Here is a 22,296-nt window from a genome sequence, read left to right on the forward strand (position 1 = left end):
GCCGTCCCCGCGCCAGGCAACGAGTGGGACTTCCTATCGCAAGGACCGCAGGCGGGAGGACTGGGGCCTGGACGGCAAGGGGTCGAACAGGTTGGCGGTGACCCCGGCCAGGACCAGACCGGTGGCGATGAGCAGGCCGTCCGGCAGCGCAATGCCAAGGGCCAGAGCTGCGGCAGTGAGCGCCAGCGTGGCCCAGGCCGACCAGTGGCGGTGCCTGCGGCGCGCCGCACTGGCAAAGCGGTCGTCGGACAGTGCACGCGCGAGGCGGGGATCTTCGCGCTGCAGTTGCTCAGCGATGCCCTGGAGCGACTCCTCATTGAACCCGGCCATGGCTCCTCCCGGGGGTCGCGGCCGATGCGCGTGTCGAACGATCGGTAGACAGTCGCTGCGCGTGTCACCTGCTTCCTCCTCATCCGGCAACCAGCCGATGAGCTCATGGATACAAGGGCGGTCCATCCGGTCGCCGCCGACATGCCGGGCCGTAGCGCGTGATTCCGACCCATCGCCTTCGCCTGTATGCCTGGAGTAGGCGGTACGCGATAGTGACCGGTGTTTCCTCCTGTGCTTCTAGCCTGTCCTGAGTGCACAGATGTTCGCCATCGGGCGCCGCACCCATTTCCCGTGTCCCGCAGGATGTACTGCGGGTAAGCCCAGGGGTTGGGCGGCCTGGCCAGGGCAGGCGGGACGCTGCCGGGGTGAGGGACGGGATCGCGACGGGTGCGGCGGCTGAGACGGAGGAGGAGTTCGAGTTCTGCACACCGAACCGAGTGCGATGCTCGGCTGCGGCGTCAGGGCCTGATTTGCGTCTCTTTTCAGTTGGAGGTCAAGTCGTCTGCTTGGTGTCGGAGCCCTCGGGAACGTTGCCGCCGCTGTCCAGGAGCTTGCCCGTAGTGCGGTTGACGATGTTGTACTGTCCGTCGCCGCGGTGGAGGTACCGGCGTAGTTCACGTCGGTGAAGTCCAGGGCGCCGTCGACGGGCCGCAGGACGGGGATCTGGCCGGCGAACGTCAACTTCAGTGGTACATGGGGGCGGAGAACGGTGCCGAGGAGGGCAGGGTCACCTTCAGCCCGGACGCGTCCTGGGTGCCACTGGGGCCGTTGATGTAGGGGCCGCCAGGACCGTCACGCGAGTCCGGTGGCCTTCCCTAACGCCGCCCACGCGAACTCCCCTTGAGGACGAACTACCAGATGCCGCCCGCGTGCTGACCGGGGAGTGGGCGAACCGCCGTGCTCCTGGAGACGGTCGGCGACACGGGCCACGCGGTGGGGAGTGCACCGAGCTCCGCTCCACCGGATCACTCTGCGCGGGAAGCCTCGCGACTTGCCGCTTTCTGACCCGTCGCGCGCGGTATTGCCGACACCCTCCGCCCACATGACAGTCACTCCCATCTCTGATGTACCTCTCGATTCAGTACCTGCTACCGTCATGGTTGTGACTGCCAAGCCGGATCTACGGGAACGACGTCGCCTGGAAACCCAGGCCGAGATCGAGGACGCCGCCCTCGACCTGTTCGAGAGACAGGGGTGCGAGCACACGACCGTGCTCGAGATCGCGCGGGCGGCCGGTGTCTCGCAGAGCACCTTCTTCCGGTACTTCGCGACGAAGGAGGACGCGGTGCTGGGATCGCACCGCGCCTTCGAGTCCGCTCTCGTCGCCCGCCTGGGCGGTGCCGAGGTCAGACCCTTGAACCTTCGCGACATCGAGGAGGTCATCGCCGCAGCCCTGGGTGATCTGAGCACCGACGGGGCCAACGTGCTGGGCCGCATACGGCGGGTCCGCGGCCTGCTCATGCGGGACACGGCCCTGCGCAGCGCGGCATTGGGGTGGGAGGCCGGACAGTGTCGACGGTTCCAGGGCCTACTGGCGGACGCCACCGGCACCGAGACCGTGGACCTCGGGGTCCGGATGCTGCTCGAGACCGTGAGCGTCACCCTGCGCGTCACGTTCGACGAGTGGGCCTCACGGGCCCCGGAGGGCGACGCCGAGCTGGTCGACGTCTACCGCACCACCTGCGCCCGGCTGCGTGACGTGGTCTCCGACTGACTCGTGGGACGCCGCCCACCGCCACCCGGCCTCTGACCCACGTGCCTGTCCCCGGCCCCCCATGACGACAACTCAGGAGCAAACCCCTCTATGCGCGCCCTGGTTCTCGACCAGCCCGGTCCCTGCGACACCCTGCGGATGGCGGACCTGCCGGTCCCCGACCCCGGGCCTGGGCCTGGGCAGGTTCGGATCAGAGTGGAGGCCTGCGGACTGAACCCGTCGGACTACCAGCGTGCCGCCCACGGCATCCCGGAATGGACCTGGCCCGCCGTACTGGGGCTGGACGTCGTGGGCATCGTGGACGAGCTCGGCGCAGGCGTGACGAACGTCCGTACGCGGCAGCGCGTGGCGTTCCACGCCGACATCCGCGAACGCGGCGGCTTCGCCGAGTACGCCCTGGCGGACGCCCAGGTCCTGGCGCCGGTTCCGGCGGGCCTCGATCCGGCCGTCGCCGCCGCCCTGCCCTCGGCCGGCATGACGGCCTACCAGGCGGTGGTACGCCGACTGCACGTCACCGCGGAGGACACCGTCCTCGTCACCGGCGGTGCCGGGGGAGTCGGCGGCTTCGCGGTCCAGCTGGCCGCGATGGCCGGAGCACGGGTGCTGTCCACCGCGTCCGCCGGCAACGCCGCGTACGTGCGGGGTCTCGGTGCGGAAGTCGTCGTCGACCACCGCACCGAGGATGTTGCTTCCCGCGTACGGGAGGTGACCGAGGGCCGGGGTGTGGACGCCGTGGTCGACACCGTGGGCCCGGACTCGGCCACCAGCAACCTGGGTCTGCTGGTGCACGGTGGCCGCCTCGCCGCGATCGCGGGACGCCCCGACCTCGGCGTGGTGCCGCCGTTCTCCATGGCGCCCTCCCTCCACGAGATCGCCCTCGGCGCCGCGTACACGGTCGGCGACGAACGAGCGCGCGGGCAGCTGTCGACGATGCTCACCGAGTTGCTCTCCATGGCCGCCGACGGACGGCTGGACCCGATGCTGAACCGGACCGTCGCCCTGGAGGACGTGCCCGCCGCGCTGACCGAACTGTCGGGCCGGCGGGTGCGGGGCAAGCTGGTCCAGCTCTTCGCACGCCGTTGAGCCGTACGTACACCACCTCGCCGACGACACCGTTCTGCCGCGGCCGGCCGTCCGAAAACCATCTGAGGAGCCCCGTGACACCGACACCGCCCCCCTTCGACACCGAACTCGACGCCGTTCTGCGGGCGATGGAAGCAGAGGGCGGCACCCTGTCCGATCTCAGCGCGGAGGGGATCGCCGCCGCGCGCCAGATGCTGGACGCCGCGGCCCCGGACGACGAACAGTTGAGTCACCAGGGCTACTTCGAAGTCGAGGACCGGGTCGTACCGGGTCCTGAGGGCGCTCCCGGCGTGTCGCTCCTGATCTGCCGCCCCGTGGCGTCCGGCGGCCCGCGGCCGGTGATCTATCACGTCCATGGCGGCGGCATGGTGATCGGCAACAACCGGTCCGGTGTGGACATGGTCGTGGACTGGGCGCGGGAGCTGGACGCGGTGGTGGTGTCCGTCGAGTATCGGCTCGCCCCGCAACACCCGCACCCCGCGCCCATCGAGGACGTGTACGCCGGCCTGGTGTGGACGGCCGGTCACGCGCGGGAGATCGGCGGTGATCCCGAGCGGATCGTCATAGCGGGAGCCAGCGCGGGCGGTGGCCTCGCCGCCGGGCTCGCCCTGCTGCTCAGGGACCGCAAGGGCGCGCGGCCTGCCGGACAGTTGCTGATGGGGCCGATGCTCGACGACCGCAACGACACACCGTCCGCCCGCCAGATGCAGGGCCTGGGCATCTGGGACCGTACGGCCAACGAGTCCGGCTGGACAGCGCTGCTGGGCGACCGGCGTGGTGGCCCGGACGTGTCCCCCTACGCGGCGCCCGCCCGTGCCGAGGACCTGTCCGGGCTGCCCCCGGTCTATCTCGACGTCGGCTCGGCGGAGACCTTCCGGGACGAGGTCGTCACGTACGCCTCCCGCCTGTGGCAGGCCGGCGAAGTGGCCGAACTGCATGTGTGGCCGGGCGGTTTCCACGGTTTCGAGGGCTTCGCCCCGCAGACCGCCCTCGCCCGTACGGCTGTGGCCGCGCGGTTGAACTGGCTGCGGCGGCTCCTTGCCGAGTGAACGAGGGGACGTCCCCCACATGCCACGCGACCGGCAGGCCGTCAGGAGGGGGACGGCCGCTCAGGCCAAATGCCGGACCACTGCCTCGGCGACGGCTTTGGCGCTGCCGGGGTTCTGGCCGGTGATGAGGCGGCCGTCCTCGACGACGTGGACGTCGAAGGGCTGGTCCGCGGTGCTGTAGCCGGCGCCGAGTTCCCTGAGCCGGTCCTCCAGGCTGTAGGGGACGGCGTCCGCCCGCTGGGCGAGTTCCTCCTCCCGCCAGGAGAAGCCGGTGACGTTCCTGCCCTTCACCAGGGGTTCGCCGTTGCTGAGTGTGACGTCGAGCAGACCGCATGGGCCGTGGCAGACGGCCGAGACGATCCGGCCGGTGTCGTGGAACCGTGCGATGAGGGTCTCCAGTGCCCGGCTCTGGTGGAAGTCGAACATGACGCCGTGTCCGCCGGTGAGGTAGATGGCGTCGTAGTCGTCGACGCCGGCCTGGGCCACGGCCATGGTGTCCTTGAGCCTGTCCATGAACCGGCGGTCGGTGTACCGCTGGTCGGTGCCGAGGTCGCCGAGGACGGTGTGGGCGAGGCTCTCTGGGTCGAGGGGCACGGGCCCGCCCTGGATACTGGCGATGGTGACGTCGTATCCGGCCTGTTCGGCGACGTCGTAGAAGTGCGTGAGTTCACCGAGCCAGAGACCGGTGCGGTATCCGACCTTCTCGTACTCGCCGGTGCTGGTGACGATGACGAGGATGCGGTTCGTGCGGGGCATGGAATTCCTTTCGGGGACGACTTACGCGGCTGGCCCGTGCCGTCAGGCGGAAGGCGCACCGGTCAGGACTTCCACACGGCCGGTGTCGAGGGAGTAGTAGGCGCTGACGACGGCCAGGTCGCCCTTCTTCACGAGGGGGGCGAGATCCGCGTTGGACCGCAGGGCGGCGGAGGTCTGCTTGGTATGGACGCGGATCATGGCGTCGACCGGGTCGGCGTGCTTGGCCTTCGCCGTCTCCTCGTACGCGGGCCGCAGTGCCTCGGCGATGGACTGCAGGTTGCCCGGAAGTGGCTTGTTGTCCTTCAGCGCCTTGTACGCGGCCTTGACCGCGCCGCAGCGCTGGTGCCCGAGTACGACGATCAGCGGCGTCCCCGACGTCATGGGCCCGTACTCGACGGAGCCGGTGACCACCGGTCCCACCACCTGCCCGCCCGTGCGCATCACGAACAGGTCGCCGAGCCCGGTGTCGAACAGCAGCTCCGGAGGCACCCGGGAGTCGATGCAGGACAGGATCACGCCGTAGGGATCCTGCTCCTCCGCGACGAACTGGCGTCGGCTGGGGTCCCGGTCGGGGTGTGTCAACTTCCCGTCCACCCAGCGCTTGTTGCCCTCCATCAGCCGGGCGAAAGCCGCCCACGGCGCGTCCGGCCGATCGTCCGAGGACCCGCCGTGGACGGTCGGGGACGGCGAGGAGGCCTTCGCCGCGTTCTGCGTTGTCGTGCTGTCCGCATCCGACGAGCAGCCGGAAAGCGCGGCCACGGTGGCCACGAGTCCTCCGGCGAGTATGGATCTGCGCCTCGGCTGTACAACCCTGCCCATTGGTGTTTCCTCCGCTGTCGGTTGTGGGGTGAGCCCAAATGTAGGAGTGGATTTCCCGGCGCCCCCGGTACCCGGGAAGCGAATCAGGGCGCGGCGATTGCTACTTGAGTACTGCCTGCAAACCGCCTACAGGGAGGTCTTCGCCGCGTCCGACGCCTTGGCCGACGCGTTCGCCGGGGCAGCGACGGGCTTCCGGCCGGGCAACAGGGCGGCGAGCGCGCAGCACAGCGCGGCGGCGCCGGCGCCGATGGCCAGGACGGTCCGGAAGCCGTCCTCCGACGGCAGGGCGTGGCCCGCGAAGTCGGTGGTCATCTGAGCCAGGACCACGGCGATGACGGCGCTGGAGAAGGATGTGCCGAGGGAGCGCATCAGGGTGTTGAGGCTGTTGGCCGCGGCGGTCTCGGACACCGGTACGGCGCCCATGATGAGCGCGGGCATCGCGCCGTACGCCAGTCCCATGCCCGCGCCGACGATGCAGCCGACCACGACGAGCTGCCAGATCTCGGCCATCAGCACGGTGCCGGTCGCGTAACCGGCGGCGACTACCAGCGCGCCGACGATCAGGGTGACCTTGGGGCCGCGGGCCTTGGTGATGCGGGCGGACAGCGGGGTCGTGGCCATCATCACCAGGCCCATCGGGGCCATGGCCAGACCGACGGTCAGCAGGTCCCGGCCCATGCCGTAGCCGGTCTGCTCGGGCAGTTGCAGCAGCTGCGGCAGGACCAGGGACAGCGCGAACATCGAGAAGCCGATGGCGACGGACGCGAGGTTGGTGAACAGCACCTGGGGGCGGGCGCTGGTGCGCAGGTCGACCAGCGGCGCGCCGGTGCGCAGTTCGAAGCGTCCCCACAGAAGCAGCACGATCGCGGCGGCGCCGAACAGGCCGAGGGTGGTCGCGCTGCTCCAGCCCCAGTCGGCTCCCTTGGACACGGCCAGCAGCAGACAGACCAGTCCGGCGGAGAGACCGGCCGCGCCCACCAGGTCGAAGCGGCCGCCCGTGCGCACCTCGGACTCGGGGACGATCGTGACGACGAGGACCACGGCCAGGACACCGAGGACCGCGGAGGCCCAGAACAGCACGTGCCAGTCGAAGTGATCGGCGATCAGGGCGGCCGCGGGCAGCCCGAGCGCACCGCCGATGCCGAGGGACGCGCTCATCAGGGCGGTCGCGCCGGGCAGCCGCTCGGCGGGCAGTTCGTCGCGCATGATGCTGATGCCGAGTGAGACAGCGCCGGCGGACAGCCCTTGCAGAACCCGGCCGATGACCATCGGGGTGAGGGAGTCGCTCAGGCCGCAGACCACCGAGCCGGCCACGAGGAGGGCGAGGCTGAGCAGCAGCATCCGCCGCTTGCCGTACATGTCACCGAGCCGGCCCATGACGGGGGTGGCGACCGCGCCGGCGAGCAGTGTGGCGGTGATGGCCCAGGCCGTGTCGCTCGGGGAGGCGCCGAGGAGTTCCGGAAGCTCGGGGATCAAGGGAATGACGAGGGACTGCATCAGCGAGACCGCGATCCCGCCGAAGGCCAGGGCAGCCACGACGGCGTTCGCTCGCGGAGCCGGGGACGCCTCCTCGACGGCCGACGGGGATGATGCTGCGGACATGGAAGGGCCTCTCGGGTGGGGCACGGGACAGGGGTGTGATGACTCGGGGGAGTGGCTTGGCGCATGGCGGAGGCGGTGCTCCCCGGAGGAAGTGGCTTGGCGCCTGAGGGAGACGGCGCTCCCCCGGGGAAGTGGGGGAGCGCCGTCCGGGCCGGCGGCGGCCCGGCTGCGGGGTGCGGGGTGGGGGTGCCGACCGCGCGGCTACTCCTTCAGGCGGATGGCTGCCGCCGGACAGACCGCCGCGGCCTCCCGCACGCCCTCGTGCAGATCGGCGGCGGGGTTCTCGGTGAGCAGGATGGCGATCCCGTCCTCGTCACGCTGGTCGAAGACCTCGGGTGCGGCGACGACGCACTGTCCCGCGGCGACGCACTTGGGTTCGTCGAATTCGATGTGCATGGTTCTTTCCTCCGATGTGGGGGTCTGTGCTGTGACGGGTGGGGTTCTTGGGTTGGGGACGGCAGGTCAGTCGTGGTTCCAGGCGAGCGGCAGGCGTTCCGGACCGCGGGTGAGCACCCCGGACTTCCAGACGACGTCCGCCTCGGACTCGTGGAACCGCAGGCCCGGGAAGCGGGTCAGCAGGGTGCGCAGAGCCACCTGCAGTTCCACCCGGGCGAGCGGGGAGCCCAGGCAGTGGTGTGCGCCGTGCCCGAAGGCGAGGTGGGGCGCCTCACGGCGCTCCAGGTCGAGTCGGTGGGGGCAGGTGAAGACGGACTCGTCCCGGTTCGCCGAGTGCAGTGCGACCACCACGGGCTCGCCGGCCCGCACGGTCACCCCGCCGACCTCGACGTCCTCCAGGGCGTAGCGGGCGAAGGCGGTGCCGGTCGTCAGCGGGACGAAGCGCAGGAGTTCCTCCACCGCCTGCGGGATCCGGTCCAGGTCGGCGCGCAGGGCCGCGTGCTGCTCGGGGTGGGTGAGCAGCAGGTACACGAAGTTGCTGATCTGAGTGGCGGTCGTCTCGAAGCCGCCGACGAGAAGGCCGGAGAGCATGGTCAGCAGCTCTTCCTCGGAGAGCCGGTCGTCCTCGTCCCGCGCGGCGACGAGGTCGCCGATCAGGTCGTCGCGGGGATGCTCCCGGTGTTCGGCGATCAAGCCGGTCATATGGGCGGTCAGGCTTGCCCGGTGCTCGGCCGCTTCCTCCGCCGTGTACTTGGTGGTGGAGATGAACGCCTCGGCCCAGATCTGGAAGTTCTCCCGGTCCTCGAAGGGCACGCCGAGCAGGGCGCTGATCACGCTGATCGGTAGCGGCAGCGCGAAGTCGGTGACCAGATCGGCGGGGGCGCCCTTGGCGAACATCCGGTCGGCCAGATCGGTGGCGATCCGCTCGATCCGGGGCCGCCAGTCCTCGACCCGCTTGACGGTGAACGCCTTGGCCGCGAGCCGGCGCAGGCGGCTGTGCTCCGGCGGGTCCATGATCATGAGGGCGTCCGGCGGGGTCGGGAAGGGCCGCATGCGCGGCTCGTCGCGCCGGAGGCTTTCGTTCCGGCTGAAGCGGGGGTCACCGAGGACGAACCGCGCGTCCGCGTGGCGGGTGGCCAGCCAGGCGGGCTCGCCGTAAGGGAGTCGTACCCGGCTCAGTGGCTGCTCCCTCAGGGCGGAGTAGAGAGGGCTGAGGTCGAGCTTCTCGGCTGTGAACGGATAGGAGGCGGGCGGGGTGAGCGACATGGGCGACTCCTTGGTGGGGCAAGGCTCTAACTGAGATGACGCTATCGGTTGCATCGTGGATTGAGAAACTCGGTAAGGCGTCTCATGGGTAGTGAACTATCGGTTGATAGGGTGGAGCGGTGACTGCTGAAACTCCGCGTCGACTGCGCGCCGACGCCGCCCGCAACTCCGAGAAGATCCTCCGGGCCGCGCGCGCGATGTACGCCGAGAGCGGCCCTGACGCCTCGCTGGAGGAGATCGCCCGTCGCGCCGGTGTCGGTATCGCGACGCTGTACCGGCGGTTCCCGAACAAGGAGGAACTGGTCAGGGCGGCGCTGGAACAGAAGATCACCGAGGCGATGTCGCCCGCGATCGCCCGAGCCCTCGACGACAGCGATCCCCTGCGCGCGCTCGCGACCCTGTGGGAGGCCTCGGTCTCCTTCGCGGCGCAGGAACGAGGCCTCCTCGGCGCCGTGCGCGACTCGGGCTCCTTGGCCTCCGAACTCTCCGAACCGTTCTACGAGGCCCTGATGGTGGTCACCCGGCGGGCACAGATCGCCGGGCGGGTCCGCGCCGACCTCGTGCCCGACGACCTCCACCGGATCACGGTGATGCTGCTCAGCGTGCTGCACACGGTCCAGCCCGGCAGCGCCGGCTGGAAGCGCTACATCACTTTGCTGCTCGATGGTCTCGCGCCCGCGCAGCCCAGCGCGCTTCCGTCACCCGAGCCGCTCAGGCAGTGGCCGACGCGGGGAACCCGGCCCGCCTGACCGAGGACGGCAGCCGATTCGGCCCGGCCTGTCCTCCGGAGGGGCCGTGGGACCGGCGGCGGGGGGTGGCTCGGACCGCCGGTCCCACGGTGCGCCGCCCGACCTGTCCGGTGGTGTGGCGGCGCTGGAGGGGCGCCCCCGCGGTGGAGGCCGCCCGTCTGTGAGTCCCGTCGTCTACCAGGTGACGGGCAGTTCGTGGACGCCGAAGGCGGCCATGGTGCCCCGGAACGGGATCTCTTCCAGGGGCACGGCCAGACGGAGGCCGGGCAGCCTGCGCAGCAGCCGGGGCAGCGCCTCCGTCAGTTCCACCCGGGCCAGGTTCTGGCCGAGGCACTGGTGGATGCCGTAGCCGAAGGCGATGTGCCCGCGGGTGCTACGGGAGATGTCGAGGGACCCGGCGTTGTCCATGAAGGACGGGTCGTGGTTGGCGGCGGGCAGGTTGACGGCGATGATGTCCCCGGCCTTGACCTCCTGGCCGCCGATGACGAGGTCCTCGTGGGCGGCGCGCCAGATCATGTCCTGGGCGATCGAGAGGTAACGCAGCAGCTCCTCGATGGCGTTGCCGACCACCTTGGGGTCGTCGCTGTCCCGGACCACGGCCGCCTGCTCCGGATGCTCCAGCAGGGTCAGCGTGCCCAGGCCGATCATGTTGGCGGTGGTCTCGTGCCCGGCGATGAGCAGGACGAGGCCGTTCATGGCCACTTCCTCCGGCTGGAGTTCTCCCGTCTCGACGCGCTCGGCGATCAGCCGGCTGATCAGGTCGTCGCCGGGCTCGCGCTGCTTGCGCTGCACGAGTTCCAGCAGGAAACCGAACAGCTCGGCACTGGCCTGGCTCTTCTCCTGCGCGGTGACGTCCGGCTGGTTGATCGTGATGCTGTGCTTCTGGAAGAACTCGTGGTCCTCGTAGGGCACTCCGAGCAGCAGTGAGATGACCAGGGACGGCATCGGAAGCGCGAAGGACGCGACGAGATCGGCCGAGTCGCCCTGGGCGGTCATCTCGTCGAGGAACCGGTCGACCATCGCCCGCACCTGGGGACGCATCGCCTCCATGCGCTTGACCGTGAAGTCCTTGGTCAGCATCAGGCGGATCCGGGCGTGCTCGGGGTCGTCCATGCGCGGGAACGACGGCACCTGCTGCTGTTCAGCGCCCGGGTGCATCCGGGGGTAGCGGATGGTGTCGGCGCTGATCCGCTGGTCGGACAGGACGAACTTGACGTCCTCGTGGCGGGTGACGACCCAGGCGGTCTCACCGTTCCACAGCCGGACCTTCTGCAGTCCGTCGCCCAGGCGCCACTTCTCGTACTCGGCAGGCAGATCGAGCGGACAGCGCGCGGAGCGGGCGGCGGGGTAGGCGGGCAGACCGAGGTCGCCGGTCGGGTCGGTGGCCGTGTTCATGGGTCCTCCAGTGGGGGGTCGGTGGTGAAGAGAGTTGTGGCCGCCGGGCTAGGCGGCGGGTGCGCCGATGACGGCCTCCGGCCAGGCGGTGCCGGCCGCGACGAGCGAGCGCCAGGCGCGCGTCTCCCTGGGCGGCAGCCCCGCGGCGAGCACGCCGGTGAGCCGCTCGCCCCGGCGATAGGCGACGAGGAGACGCCGAGCGCCCTCGGTCTTCAGGACGAGCGCCTCGTCGTGGCCGCGCAGTGAGCCGTACGCGTGGATCTTCACGTCGTACTGGTCGGACCAGAAGTACGGCACCGGCGCGAACGGCCGCCGCTGGTCGGGCGTGAGGAGGTTGCGGGCGACGGCCATGGCCTGCTCGGCGGCGTTCGTACGGTGCTCGACGCGCATCGACGTGCCGAAGAGCGGGTTGTGCCAGCGGGCCACGTCACCGACGCCGTGGACGTCGGGTGCGGCAGCGCAGTACTCGTCGCACAGCAGCCCGTCCTGGAGGGCCAGTCCGCTGCCCTCCAGCCACTCGGTGTTGGGCAGTGAGCCGATGGCCACCAGGACGTCGTCGGCCGGCAACTCGCTTCCGTCGGACAGCACGACACCGGTGACCCGGCCGGCCGCACTCCGGATCTCGCGGACCGAGGTGCCGGTGCGCACGTCCACACCGTGGGCCAGATGGATCCCGGTCAGGAACCGTCCGGTCTCGTCGCCGACGGCCTGGCCCATGGGGACCGTGTCCGCCTCCAGGAGGGTCACCGCGACGCCCAGCGCACGGGCCGTGGCAGCGACCTCCGCCCCGATGAACCCGCCTCCGACGATCACCAGGCGCCGGTCCGGCCGCAGCCGTTCCTTGAGGGCCAGCGCGTCCTCCACGGTACGCAGCACATGCACACCGGACACGCCGTCACTGCCGGGCAGACGGCGGGGGCGGACACCGGTGGCGACGACCAGCGCGTCGTACGGCACCACGCCGCCGTCGGCCAGGTGCACCCGGCGGGAGCCGCGGTCCAGCCCGACCGCGGTCGCCCCGAGACGCAGGTCGAGACCGAGGGCGTCGATGTCCGCCGCCGGGCGCAGCGCCAGACGGTCCGGCTGCCAGTCGCCCTTGAGCAGTTGCTTCGACAGGGGTGGGCGGTCGTAGGGGGCGTGGGGCTCGTCGCCCACGAGAGTGATCGCACCCTCGTAGCGGGCCCGGCGCAGTGCCTCCGCTGTGGCCAGTCCGCCCGCCGAGGCGCCGACCACCACGATCCGGTTCACGAGGCCGCCCCGCGACCCGGTGCGCCGATGCCGGCTTTCAGTTGCATCAGATGTCTCCTTTGCTGAGCCGTTGCGAGGAACCGCTCGGCTCCCTGTTCTGATAGCTACTCTCACCTGGCTGCGGTCGCTGTACAACATACCTGAGAAGTAAGTGGCGTTGGATCCGTCCTCCCTGGGTCGTATCCGGAAGAACGAACTAGAAAAAGCCACGTGAAGTGCGGTTTCTGTTCGTTGACGCCTGCTTCCACAAAACGATAGCTTCCAATCGTTTTAGTGGCTTCAGGCCCTGGACGTCATGACGTGCCCCCTGCGCCCATGGCGTTCCGCCCCGCCCCTCTCGTGGGGCGGAGGCCAGTTCACTCCCGGAAAGAGGCGAAGCATGACTGAGGCGTATCGGAACCTGATCGGCGGCACGCTGCGACCATCGGAGTCGGGGCGATGGCTCGACGCGGAGAACCCGGCTTCCGGTGAGGTCTGGGCGCGGATTCCCGCCGGCGACCAGGCGGACGTGGACGCCGCGGTCGCCGCCGCGAAGGAGGCCTTCCCCGGCTGGTCGGCGCTGCCGGCGGCGGTCCGCGGCTTCTACTTGCAGCAGGTGGCGATGGTCTTCGCCGAACACGGTGAGGAACTGGCCCGTCTGGAGACCCGCGACAACGGCCGTCTCCTCGGCGAGAACCTCCAACGCGCCGGAATCGGCATGGCGTTCGTGTGGAACCAGGCCGCTGGCCGGACGCTGGAGGCCGTCACCGGCGACAGCGTCGTGCTCGACCCGACCAGCTTCGGCTTCACCCGGCGCGAGCCCTACGGCGTCGTCGCGGCGATCGTCCCGTGGAACGCGCCGCTCGCCATGCTGTGCAACAAGGCGGCCATGGCGCTCGCGGCGGGCAACACCGTGGTCGTCAAACCCCCGGAGCAGGCGAGCGTGTCATCGCTGCGCTTCGCCGAGCTCGTCGCCGAGGTGCTGCCGCCCGGGGTCCTGAACATCGTCTCCGGCACCGGCGAGGAGGTGGGCGACCCGCTCGTCCGGCACCGGGACGTCCGCAAGGTCACCATGACCGGGTCGACGCAGACCGGCCGGGCCATCCAGCGGGCGGCGGCCGACACCCTCACCCCGAGCATCTTCGAACTCGGCGGGAAGTCCCCCAACATCGTCTTCGCCGACGCCGACCTCGACGCCGCCGCGCAGGGTGTGACGGTCGAGTCCATCTTCACCGGCAATGCCGGACAGGTGTGCGTGGCCGGTTCCCGGATCCTCGTCCAGCGGACCGTCCTCGACGAGATGCTGAAGCGTATCCGCACGATCGCCGAGAACGTCGTCCTCGGCGACCCGGCCGACGACACCACCACCATGGGGCCCCTCATCTCCCGGGAGCAGTACGACCGCGTCGTCGGCTACCTCACGTCCGGTGCGGAGGAAGCCGAGTTGGTCTTCGGCGGTCGGCACGGCCCCGGACTGGTCCCCGAACTTCCGGGCGGCCACTGGGTCGAACCCACCCTCTTCACCACATCGGACAACTCGCTGTCCATCTGTCAGGAGGAGATCTTCGGCCCCGTGGCCGTGGTCATCCCCTTCGACACCGACGACGAAGCCCTGGCCCTGGCCAACGACAGCCGCTACGGCCTGGCTTCCGGGGTGTGGACCCGTGACCTGGCCCGCGCGCACCGCTTCGTGCGCGACCTCGACGCGGGCAACGTGTGGGTCAACTCCTACCGCCAGACGCGTTACGAGCTGCCGTTCAGCGGCGTGAAGGACAGCGGCTACGGCCACGACGCCGTCCTGGAGTTCACCCGGGAGAAGGCCGCCGTCATCAAGGCCTGACACTCCGGCACACATCCGAACCACGCCTGCCCACGAGCCCGTCGGCAGGTCTGCCCCACCACGAGGCCCCACCACAAGGCCCCCACCAGGGGCCGCCCCACCCACCACGAAGGAGAAAACCCATGGGTGACATGGACGGCAAGGTCGCAGTGATCACCGGAGCCGGCGCCGGCATGGCCAAAGCCTGCGCGGAGCTCTTCGTCCAGCACGGTGCCAAGGTCGTCGCCGCCGACATCAGCGGCAAGGAGAAGGACACCGCGGCCGAGCTCGGCGAGGCGGTCGTACCCGTCCGCTGCGACGTCTCCCAGGAGGACCAGGTCGTCGCGATGTTCGAGACAGCGGTACGCGAGTTCGGCCGCGTGGACGCCGTACTGAACGTGGCCGGCATCGCCGACGGAGCACCGCTCGCCGACTCCACCCTGGAGATGTACGACCGGATCATGGCCGTGGACCTCAAGGGCGTGTTCCTGGGCACCAAACACGGCATCCGCACCATGCGCGCCACCGGCGGCGGCTCGATCGTCAACTGGGCCTCACTGGCCGCCCTGGCCACCTCCGGCGCCTATGCAGGCGTCTACTCGGCCGCCAAGGCGGGCGTCATCGCACTGACCCGGGCAGCCGCGACCGAGTACGCCACCGACGGAATCCGCGCCAACTCTCTCTGCCCCGGCATCATCCTCACCGACATGGGCCAGAACGCGGTCCAGGCGGCACCGGAGAAGCTCCAGAAGCCGGCGATGCAACGCGGCGGCACCCCCCAGGAGGTCGCCGAACTGGCTCTCTTCCTCGCCTCGGAACGCTCCTCCTACCTCACGGGGCTGGCCGTTCCGATCGACGGCGGCTGGGGCTCGCTGCTCCGCTGACCGGCGCCACATGCTCCTGGGAGCCATCTCGGCGCCTCCTGGGAGAGGGAGCGTCCGGCTCGCCCAGCCGGACGCTCCGATCCCGCGGCCTCCGCCGCGGTCCAAACGCCACGCGGCCCCACGCCGTGTGCGTCACCGAAACGCAGCGGAGTACCCCTGAGATGACTGACATCACCGTCGAACCCGAGCGAAGGTCGCCGCAGGCCGAGCCGGCCCGCCCCGAAAGCCCACTGAAGAACGCGCTGGAGGGGGCGGCGGCCGCACTCTGCGCCATCGTCGCCATGGTGGCCGTCTCGGCACTGGCACTGTGGCTGCTGGGCGCAGCGTCCTTCGGATCGCTGTGGTCCCTGGCGCCCACGCTGACCGCCATGGCCGTGGCAGGCTCCGTGAGCCCTGCGGCGGCCGCCTCCGGGGCGGAGAGCTCCGGAGGGCTTTCCGGCCTGCTGAGCGGCGGTGGGCTGAGCCCGGCCATGAGCGGCGCGGTCGACGCGGTGCCGTTCGGGGTGACCCTGCTCGGCGCCATGGTGCTGTGGCGGCTGTTCTCGTGGCGGATGCGCGGGCGGCGATCCACCGCGGGTGAGCTGGCCGGGCGGACCGCCGGAGCCGTGGCGACGGCGTTGCTCGGCTTCCTGATCGTGGCGGGCCTCGCGGAAGGTTCGTTCCGCATGCCGGCGTCCGCGATGAGCGGAATGCGGGGCGAGGACTCGTCGTCAGGCGGACCCGGCAGCGGGCGCGGCCCGTTGGGTGGCCTGTTCGGCGGCGAACTCGGGGAGCGCCTGGGTGGACTGGGGCTGGGCGGTGGCTCCCGGGCGAGCCAGGACATGGTGATGAACTATCAGGTCCAGGCCGGCTCGACCGTGCTGGGCGGACTCCTGTGGGTGGCCGTGGTGATCGCCCTCGGCTGCCTGATCACCCGACGCGCGCACTTGCCGATGCCGTGGCAGACCAGCCGACTGCGAGCCGTGTGGGCGCCGAGCGTCTCGGCGGTCGCGCGGATGCTCGTGCTGATGACGGTCGTTCCGCTGGCCGTCGTCGTGTTCGTCGGCGTATGCGTCGGGGGGAAGGGCGCGACCGCGGCGGGCGCCGCCCTCCTGCTGGCTCCGGACACCGCGGTCGTGTTCGTGACGCTGGGTCTGGGCGTTCCCTGGACGGCCTCGACGCACCAGGCGCCGAGCGAGGACGGCAACCCGCTCGTCTCGCTGCTCCGCATGCTGGGGGGCGAGCAGACGCAGCCGCGTCCCGACCGGGTCTCGCACCTCGAAGACCTGACGGCAGCAGGCCTGCCGCTGTGGCTCCTGGCCCTGCTGATGACCGCTCTCGCCCTCCTGGCCTGTGGTTACGCGGCAGCACGGGGCACGGCACAGGCCCCTTTCCCTAGCGGCCACCGGACACGCTGGGGACAGCACCTCGCACCGGCGCTACGCCTCGGCATGGTCCTGAGCTCGACCCTGGGCCTCACGACCTGGCTCGTCCAGGCGTCCGGCCACATCTCAGCGACCGTCTTCGGCAGCGAGATGGGCGGCACACAGGCGGAACTCAGCGGCAGCGCGCCGCTGGCCGCGCTGCTGGGGCTGCTGGCCGGAGGAGCGGCCGGCTTCCTCGGCAGTCTGCTGCGCGCCGCCTCCTGGGAGCGACGGCCCAGGGCGTTGCGTCCAGCTCCCCCGGAAACCCCGCTCGGCCACCGCTGACCGACCTTCCCGCTCGCGACGGGCCCTGACCCACCAGGCCCCTCTTCCCCACACACGCAGATTCAAGGAGATCCCATGAAACGACGACGCTTACTGGCTCTCGGCCTGGGCGCGTGCCTGGTCGTTCCCGCGACGGCGGCGGCCGCAGTGCTCGTCCGAACCGACGAGGAGCGCTCCTCGCGCATCACCGACGTGGAGGTGACGCGCAAGGAGTCGCTGGGCAGCTTCGGCGGTGTGCCGTACGAGCGGCTGGCAGGCACTGTCACCGGTACCGTGTCGGCTGCGGAACCCGTGGCCGGACTCGACTCCGTCGCCGGAGCCGACGGGCAGCACACCTACACCTCTGGCTTCGAACTGATCCGTCCCGTGGGGAAGGACGGGCGCTCCGAGGTCGTGGTGGAGGCGGAGAACCGGGGGATACCCCTGATGCTCCACGGCTACAACTCGTTCCGGACCCAGCCGCCCGTGGGAGCTCCGCAGGACGTCTCGTACCCGGCGGGCATGGGCGACGGCTTCCTGTTCGACGAAGGGCGCTCCTACGCGCGGGTTCAGTGGCAGACCGGCATCTCACCAGGAGTGCCGGAATCGGCCCAGGGCGTCGGCCAGGTCATCGTCCGTGACTTCGGGCGGCTGCTGCGCACGGGACGGCTCGACGAGGAGGACTCGCCGCTCGGTGCGTACGAGCACCGGTTGCTCGTGGGGCTGAGCCAGGCCAGCTGGTTCGTCACCAGCTTCGTCGCCGAGGGCTTCAACGACGCCGGCGGGCGGGTCTTCCAGGGCGCCTATGCCCAGGACGGCGCCGGTAACCAGCTCGCGATCAACGGCGTCGCCGCGGCGGACGGCGAGTCCCAGATCCCGTACACGCGGCCGGACGGTGTGCCACTCGCTCCGCAGCAGGTGCTGCGTCGGCCGGCGACGGACCCTGTCTTCGTGGATGTGGCGGCCTATACGGACTACTACCGACTCCGGGGCAGCGTCTCCCGGCAGGCCGACCCGGCCCACGGCTACCACCGGTACGACTGGCCGGCCGCCCACAACCCGGTTCTCAGCGCCGCTTCGGCGGACACCGCGTTCGAGCAGTTCGGCTGCAACGACAAAAGGCCGATCCCGCTCAGTCCCGTGCACAGCCAGCCTTACGGCCGGGCCCTGCTCGTGGCGTTGGAGCGCCGCCTCGGCATCAACGGCCCGCGCGAACAGATGCCGCCGGAGCAGGTGTTCAAGGCCGGTGCACGGCCCGCCGACCCGGCACTCCTCAACGGTCTGCCCGGCCGGGAGGTGACGGTGCCGCAGACCGACGCCGACGGTTTCCCGATCGGCGGAGTGCGCTTCCCCGCGGCCGACCTGCCGCTCGGCTCACCGATTCCGCCGGCGGTGCCACCGGTGTCCACCGCGAGCATCACCGCGGTATGCGGCAACTACGGGGGGTGGCAGCCTTACCCAGCCGAGGAACTGAAGCGGCGCTACGGCTCGCTCGACGACTACCTCGGCGTCTACGACGCCCGGGTCACCGGCCTGGTCGCGAACGGACTGCTCCTCGAAAGGGACCGCCGCCCCCTGCTCGACCGGGCGGCGGAGGAATGGTCGAAGGCACCGACGACGTCGTGACCGACGGGGTCCGCCCCACCCACCACCTGGTGGGCGGGGCGGACCCCGAGGGACGGTCACCGCCGGCCCCGTATGGACTCAGTCGCCGCGCTGAAGAGGGACGACGGCGACTGGGCAGTGTGCGGTGTGCAGCACTTCGGCGCTGACGGATCCGAGCAGGAATCGGCGCACGCCGGTGCGCCGATTGGAACCGACGACCAGCAGGCTGGCACCGGCGGAGACCTCGACGAGCAGCGGTCCGGCTGAGCTGTGATCGATGCGCAAAGTCACCGTTACGTCAGGGTGGCGGTCACGTCGTCTCCTCAGTTCGTTGTCCAGGAACTCTTGCTCGCCGCTCTGCGCCGCGGTGGGGTCCACGGGGACCGTTGCGATGGCTCCGGTGGGAGACGTGGCGATGTTGAAGGCGCAGTGCACCACGTCGAGGTGAGCACCGCGCACATCGGCTTCCAGGTACGCCAGGTCAAGGGCCTGCAGCGAGGCGTCATCGGTGTCGACGCCGACGACCACACGGTTCTGCGGCCGTTCCGCCGTTTCTGCGGGACGTACGACGACGACGGGGCAGTCGGCGTGCGTGGCCACCTGCCAGCTCACCGATCCGAGCGGCAGCCGGGGGAACCCGCCACTGCCGCGGTGGCCGATCACGATCAACTCCGCGTCCGCGGAGCGCTCGATCAGCCCTGCCGCCGCATGTCCCATGATCAGTTCGGCGCCCACGGAGAGCTCTGGAGCCTCTTCGAGTGCCAGTTGCTTGTAATGTGCCATGAGCTGGGCACCCGCCTTGGAAGCGGAGCGGCTCTCATCCTGGTCGGTAATGGAGCCTCCGGGCAGTGGCAGCTCCAAGGCGTGCACGATACGCAGGGGGCGTCGGTGCAGTGCCGCCTCGCGGGCCGCGAACCGTACGAGATCGTCATGGCCAGGCCCGCGGTCGATACCAGCGAGGACGGGGCGCTTCGGCGTCGGCATGGCGCTGGTCATGGCTGCTCCTCCTGCCCTTGGTGCCGGGAGCACCACGGGTACCCGAGCGCAGGCTCCTCCAGACGTCCGCCGGTGCCGCCTCTGCGGGGGAACCGAAAGGCGGCGGCGTCGGACGCCTCGGGGTCAGTGTCCGGCGGTCCGGCGCCGTGCTCCGCGGCTGATCAGGCCGGACGTGTCGGCCGGGCACGGTGAGGGGAGGGACGCGCGGTGTCTCTGACGGACACGCCTCCGGAGCCGGACCTGGCCGCCCAGCTGGGCCTGTCGCGCAATCTCGCCCGGGAAGCGGTCAAGATCCGGGTGGCGGCAAGCGCCGTGGCGGTCCGCGTTCGCGTCTCGAAACTGTCGAGGAACCGTGAATGGGGCTACCCGGTCTTGAAGCGGTCCGGCCGCACGAAGTCCAGGCCTTCCACGGTCTGCTTGCCGAGCGCCTCGTGTGCGGCGATGTGGCCGTAGCCGGTCGCCGTCTTGAAGCCCTTTCCGGAGAACCCGGTGGCACAGTAGATCCTGCTGTTCTCGTCCAGCCGGCCGACGAGGGGATGCCTGTCCTCGGTGAACAGGTCGGGAAAGGCGTCCGAGCGCGCGATGGTGGGGATCAGGCCGGGGAAGAACTCGGTGACGATCTCGGTGACCTTCTCGACTTCTTCCCGGGTGAGTTCCCTGGGCACGGCGTCCGGGTCGGGGGTCGCCCTCGCGCGCCCGGCGACCGGCCCGTCCACCGATGCCTTCACCGTCACGCCGTCCACGGCGGGCGCGCCGTACATGGAGCGGTCCTCGTACCACCGGCTGAAGGCGGGGAAGTTCTCCGGCGAGAACTGGGTGGCGTCCCGGGCGATGAACCAGGTCAGGACGATCCGGTGGGTTTCCGTGACGGCCTTGAGGTGGTCGGGCATGAGCTTTCGCGACCAGCCGCCCGAGGCGACGATGACTTTCTCGAACGTCCAGGTTCTATCGCCCGAGGTGACGACCACGCCGCGGTCGGTTTCGGTGATGCTGTCGACCGGTGTGTTCTGCAGGACGGTTGCGCCGTTGGCCCGGGCCGCCTCGACGGCTGCGCTCACGGCGCGGTCGGTGCGCAGAACGCCGGCGCGGGGGTCGTAGACGGCGCAGTCGTCGGGGCGGAGATTGTGCTGCGGGTAGCGTTCGGCCATCTCCTCCCGGCTGAGGACGTGGTGCTCGGCTCCGGTGATGCGTGTTGCCTCGATGAGGCTGTTGATGTAGCTGCCGTTCGCGGTGCCGATGGACAGGCCGCCGGTAGTGGTGAGGATGTCCTGCCCGGTCTCGGATTCGAGCTCGGTCCACAGGCCGCGGGAGCGCTCGATGATGGGGTAGTACTCGGGCCTGCCGAGGTAGATCATGCGGAACAGCCGGGTGTCCCCGCCCACGGCGCTGCGGCCATGGGCGGGGGTGGCGGCCTCGAAACCCACCACCGAGTCGGTCAGCCGGGAGGCCTGCCACAGGGCCATGCTCCCGATGCTGCCCAGGCCGATGACTGCGAGTTGTGCGTCCATGAGAGCGGTTTCCTTATCGTCTACTCGTGAAGTCCGGCGAGGCGGCTGCCGAATCGGGCAAGGAGGGAGGTCTTGCTGGAGCCCCTGCGCTCTTCCCACCGGTCCGCGATACCGAAGAGCCGGTACATGGCGTGAACACCCAGCCAGCGGATGGGCTCCGGTTCCCACTTCGGCGCCCGATGGCCCACCCAGGGGAGCGTGGTCCGTTCGGTTTCCTTCTCGAAGGCGAGCTCCACGAGAGTCCGGCCGCCGACATAGGCCGCCGTGACACCGTGTCCCGCGTAGCCGGTGGACGATCCGATCCCGGATGCCGGGTCCCAGTGCACACCGCCGTTCCAGTCCCGCGTCACGCCCAGGACTCCCGACCAGGCGTGATCCACCTCGAAGGGGATCCCCGGGAAGAAGGTGCTGAGCTTGTGCGAGATCAGGTCGATGGTGGACCGGGCGGTCGCACCGGCTCCCCCCGTGCCGGACCCGAAGCGGTAGGGGACACCACGGCCCCCCATGGCGATACGGCCGTCCGACGTCCGCTGGGAGTAGATGAACGTGTGAGCGGAGTCGTTGAGGCACTGGGGCCCGTCCCAGCCGATCTGCCGCCATGCCTCCTTGGGCAGGGGCTTGGTCACGATCATCGAGGAATTGACCGGGATCAAACTCCGGCGGCCCAGCAGTTGTCCCGAATAGCCCTCGGTGCAGATGAACGTCTTCGCCGCGGTGACACGCCCGTTGGCCAGGGTGAGGGTCTTGCCCTCGACGCTGTCCACGCGGCTGCCCTCGTAGATCCGCACCCCCATGGAGGCGAGGGTGTCGGCGAGTCCGTAGACGAGCTTGGCGGGGTGGATCCGCGCGCAGTGCTGGTAGAAGAGCCCGCCGTGGACGGTGGAGATGTTGATCCGGGACCGGAACTCCTCCCGGTCGAGCAGGTGGACCTCGTCGTCGGTCAGCCCGTACTTCAGTTCGGCATCGCGCCGCGTGACAAGCCGGCCCAGCCCCGCCCGCGTGTGGGCGGCGACGAGCGCGCCACCCTTGTGCTGATCGGCGTCGATGCCCTCGGTCCGGAGGATGTCCAGGACGGCGTCGACACCGGCGACGAACTCCCGCTGTAGCGCCCGGCTCGCCTCCAGCCCTCCGCCGACGCGGGCGAAGGTGGCACGGTTTCCCGGCGGCATCGCCGAGAGCCAGCCACCGTTACGCCCCGACGCGCCGTAGCCCACCTGTTCGGCCTCGAAGACGGCGACGGAGAGGGACGGTTCGAGCTTCTTGGCGAAGTATGCCGCCCACAGGCCGGTGTAGCCGCCGCCGACAATGGCCACGTCGACGGAGTCCTGACCGGTGAAACGAGGGAACGAGGGTTTCTTGTCGGCCAGTTGGGCCACCCAGAAGCCGAGCTCTCCGTTGCGGGGTGGTGCCGCGGGCGCGTTCATGTCGTGT

At 70.3% G+C, this 22,296-nt stretch carries 19 protein-coding genes and 1 pseudogene; 9 read left to right on the forward strand and 11 right to left on the reverse strand.

Annotation, left to right across the window (positions count from 1 at the left end):
* Positions 1-33: 33 nt before the first annotated feature.
* A complete protein-coding gene (locus ACFZDE_RS17245) occupies positions 34-330 on the reverse strand; it encodes a DUF3040 domain-containing protein (RefSeq protein WP_391200466.1) in 297 nt (98 codons plus the stop codon).
* 1,102 nt (positions 331-1,432) lie between these two features.
* On the opposite strand from ACFZDE_RS17245, the gene ACFZDE_RS17250 reads away from it, so the two are divergent.
* The 3 genes from ACFZDE_RS17250 (at position 1,433) to ACFZDE_RS17260 (ending at position 4,176) form a co-directional block, all read left to right on the forward strand.
* Positions 1,433-2,044, forward strand: a complete 612-nt coding sequence (locus ACFZDE_RS17250; protein ID WP_391200467.1) for a TetR family transcriptional regulator — start codon at positions 1,433-1,435, stop codon at positions 2,042-2,044.
* Between the two features lie 90 nt (positions 2,045-2,134).
* On the forward strand, positions 2,135-3,127 hold the full coding sequence (locus tag ACFZDE_RS17255) for a zinc-binding dehydrogenase (RefSeq protein ID WP_391200468.1): 993 nt from the start codon (positions 2,135-2,137) through the stop codon (positions 3,125-3,127).
* Between the two features lie 74 nt (positions 3,128-3,201).
* Complete coding sequence (locus tag ACFZDE_RS17260; RefSeq protein WP_391200469.1) at positions 3,202-4,176, forward strand: alpha/beta hydrolase fold domain-containing protein; 975 nt, start codon at positions 3,202-3,204, stop codon at positions 4,174-4,176.
* Between the two features lie 60 nt (positions 4,177-4,236).
* On the opposite strand, the gene ACFZDE_RS17265 is transcribed toward ACFZDE_RS17260, so the two are convergent.
* From ACFZDE_RS17265 to ACFZDE_RS17285, 5 genes are all read right to left on the reverse strand, one after another.
* Complete coding sequence (locus ACFZDE_RS17265; protein ID WP_391200470.1) at positions 4,237-4,932, reverse strand: DJ-1/PfpI family protein; 696 nt, start codon at positions 4,930-4,932, stop codon at positions 4,237-4,239.
* 42 nt (positions 4,933-4,974) lie between these two features.
* The gene (locus ACFZDE_RS17270) at positions 4,975-5,691 is read right to left on the reverse strand and encodes a carbonic anhydrase (protein WP_391200472.1); all 717 of its coding nucleotides are present in this window, start codon (positions 5,689-5,691) and stop codon (positions 4,975-4,977) included.
* Positions 5,692-5,877: 186 nt separating this feature from the next.
* Positions 5,878-7,353, reverse strand: coding sequence for an MFS transporter (locus ACFZDE_RS17275; RefSeq protein WP_391200473.1), 1,476 nt, complete (start codon positions 7,351-7,353; stop codon positions 5,878-5,880).
* Positions 7,354-7,554: 201 nt separating this feature from the next.
* Positions 7,555-7,749, reverse strand: a complete 195-nt coding sequence (locus ACFZDE_RS17280) for a 4Fe-4S domain-containing protein (RefSeq protein WP_390999769.1) — start codon at positions 7,747-7,749, stop codon at positions 7,555-7,557.
* Positions 7,750-7,815: 66 nt separating this feature from the next.
* Positions 7,816-9,015: a cytochrome P450 gene (locus tag ACFZDE_RS17285; protein WP_391200474.1), complete on the reverse strand. Its 1,200-nt coding sequence runs from the start codon at positions 9,013-9,015 to the stop codon at positions 7,816-7,818.
* A 119-nt stretch (positions 9,016-9,134) separates the two neighbouring features.
* On the opposite strand from ACFZDE_RS17285, the gene ACFZDE_RS17290 reads away from it, so the two are divergent.
* Positions 9,135-9,764: a TetR family transcriptional regulator gene (locus tag ACFZDE_RS17290; RefSeq protein WP_391200475.1), complete on the forward strand. Its 630-nt coding sequence runs from the start codon at positions 9,135-9,137 to the stop codon at positions 9,762-9,764.
* A 174-nt stretch (positions 9,765-9,938) separates the two neighbouring features.
* Here ACFZDE_RS17290 and ACFZDE_RS17295 read toward each other — a convergent pair whose 3' ends face one another.
* Positions 9,939-11,159, reverse strand: coding sequence for a cytochrome P450 (locus ACFZDE_RS17295; RefSeq protein ID WP_391200476.1), 1,221 nt, complete (start codon positions 11,157-11,159; stop codon positions 9,939-9,941).
* A gap of 48 nt (positions 11,160-11,207) precedes the next feature.
* Positions 11,208-12,407 carry an FAD-dependent oxidoreductase gene (locus tag ACFZDE_RS17300; protein WP_391200477.1) on the reverse strand — a complete coding sequence of 400 codons (1,200 nt, stop codon included), beginning with the start codon at positions 12,405-12,407 and terminating at the stop codon, positions 11,208-11,210.
* Positions 12,408-12,786: 379 nt separating this feature from the next.
* On the opposite strand from ACFZDE_RS17300, the gene ACFZDE_RS17305 reads away from it, so the two are divergent.
* From ACFZDE_RS17305 to ACFZDE_RS17320, 4 genes are all read left to right on the forward strand, one after another.
* Positions 12,787-14,226 (forward strand): aldehyde dehydrogenase family protein, encoded by a 1,440-nt coding sequence (locus ACFZDE_RS17305; RefSeq protein ID WP_391200478.1) that lies wholly within the window; start codon positions 12,787-12,789, stop codon positions 14,224-14,226.
* 122 nt (positions 14,227-14,348) lie between these two features.
* The gene (locus ACFZDE_RS17310) at positions 14,349-15,089 is read left to right on the forward strand and encodes an SDR family oxidoreductase (RefSeq protein WP_391200479.1); all 741 of its coding nucleotides are present in this window, start codon (positions 14,349-14,351) and stop codon (positions 15,087-15,089) included.
* Between the two features lie 161 nt (positions 15,090-15,250).
* Positions 15,251-16,777: a streptophobe family protein gene (locus ACFZDE_RS17315; protein ID WP_391200480.1), complete on the forward strand. Its 1,527-nt coding sequence runs from the start codon at positions 15,251-15,253 to the stop codon at positions 16,775-16,777.
* Between the two features lie 75 nt (positions 16,778-16,852).
* Entirely contained in the window at positions 16,853-18,382 is a 1,530-nt protein-coding gene (locus tag ACFZDE_RS17320; protein WP_391200481.1) for an alpha/beta hydrolase domain-containing protein, read from the forward strand.
* A 78-nt stretch (positions 18,383-18,460) separates the two neighbouring features.
* On the opposite strand, the gene ACFZDE_RS17325 is transcribed toward ACFZDE_RS17320, so the two are convergent.
* Positions 18,461-19,357 carry a universal stress protein gene (locus ACFZDE_RS17325; RefSeq protein WP_391200482.1) on the reverse strand — a complete coding sequence of 299 codons (897 nt, stop codon included), beginning with the start codon at positions 19,355-19,357 and terminating at the stop codon, positions 18,461-18,463.
* Between the two features lie 225 nt (positions 19,358-19,582).
* On the opposite strand from ACFZDE_RS17325, the pseudogene ACFZDE_RS17330 reads away from it, so the two are divergent.
* Positions 19,583-19,681: pseudogene (locus tag ACFZDE_RS17330) on the forward strand (GntR family transcriptional regulator); the annotation flags it as partial.
* Between the two features lie 38 nt (positions 19,682-19,719).
* Here the strand turns inward: ACFZDE_RS17330 and solA are convergent.
* Together solA and ACFZDE_RS17340 are read right to left on the reverse strand one after the other, a co-directional pair.
* Positions 19,720-20,865, reverse strand: coding sequence for an N-methyl-L-tryptophan oxidase (gene solA / locus ACFZDE_RS17335; RefSeq protein WP_391200483.1), 1,146 nt, complete (start codon positions 20,863-20,865; stop codon positions 19,720-19,722).
* 20 nt (positions 20,866-20,885) lie between these two features.
* Entirely contained in the window at positions 20,886-22,289 is a 1,404-nt protein-coding gene (locus ACFZDE_RS17340) for an FAD-dependent oxidoreductase (protein WP_391200485.1), read from the reverse strand.
* Between the last annotated feature and the right edge of the window lie 7 nt (positions 22,290-22,296).

Origin of the sequence: Streptomyces sp. NPDC007929, assembly GCF_042959065.1 — a bacterium.
Taxonomy (GTDB): Bacteria; Actinomycetota; Actinomycetes; order Streptomycetales; family Streptomycetaceae; genus Streptomyces.

What these genes read in the sequence shown, in the direction of transcription:
- ACFZDE_RS17245 (WP_391200466.1), bottom strand. Translation starts at nt 330, where the DNA reads ATGGCCGGGTTCAATGAGGAGTCGCTCCAGGGCATCGCTGAGCAACTG.
- ACFZDE_RS17255 (WP_391200468.1), top strand. Translation starts at nt 2,135, where the DNA reads ATGCGCGCCCTGGTTCTCGACCAGCCCGGTCCCTGCGACACCCTGCGG.
- ACFZDE_RS17265 (WP_391200470.1), bottom strand. Translation starts at nt 4,932, where the DNA reads ATGCCCCGCACGAACCGCATCCTCGTCATCGTCACCAGCACCGGCGAG.
- ACFZDE_RS17275 (WP_391200473.1), bottom strand. Translation starts at nt 7,353, where the DNA reads ATGTCCGCAGCATCATCCCCGTCGGCCGTCGAGGAGGCGTCCCCGGCT.
- ACFZDE_RS17280 (WP_390999769.1), bottom strand. Translation starts at nt 7,749, where the DNA reads ATGCACATCGAATTCGACGAACCCAAGTGCGTCGCCGCGGGACAGTGC.
- ACFZDE_RS17285 (WP_391200474.1), bottom strand. Translation starts at nt 9,015, where the DNA reads ATGTCGCTCACCCCGCCCGCCTCCTATCCGTTCACAGCCGAGAAGCTC.
- ACFZDE_RS17295 (WP_391200476.1), bottom strand. Translation starts at nt 11,159, where the DNA reads ATGAACACGGCCACCGACCCGACCGGCGACCTCGGTCTGCCCGCCTAC.
- ACFZDE_RS17305 (WP_391200478.1), top strand. Translation starts at nt 12,787, where the DNA reads ATGACTGAGGCGTATCGGAACCTGATCGGCGGCACGCTGCGACCATCG.
- ACFZDE_RS17310 (WP_391200479.1), top strand. Translation starts at nt 14,349, where the DNA reads ATGGGTGACATGGACGGCAAGGTCGCAGTGATCACCGGAGCCGGCGCC.
- ACFZDE_RS17315 (WP_391200480.1), top strand. Translation starts at nt 15,251, where the DNA reads ATGACTGACATCACCGTCGAACCCGAGCGAAGGTCGCCGCAGGCCGAG.
- ACFZDE_RS17320 (WP_391200481.1), top strand. Translation starts at nt 16,853, where the DNA reads ATGAAACGACGACGCTTACTGGCTCTCGGCCTGGGCGCGTGCCTGGTC.
- ACFZDE_RS17325 (WP_391200482.1), bottom strand. Translation starts at nt 19,357, where the DNA reads ATGACCAGCGCCATGCCGACGCCGAAGCGCCCCGTCCTCGCTGGTATC.
- solA (WP_391200483.1), bottom strand. Translation starts at nt 20,865, where the DNA reads ATGGACGCACAACTCGCAGTCATCGGCCTGGGCAGCATCGGGAGCATG.
- ACFZDE_RS17340 (WP_391200485.1), bottom strand. Translation starts at nt 22,289, where the DNA reads ATGAACGCGCCCGCGGCACCACCCCGCAACGGAGAGCTCGGCTTCTGG.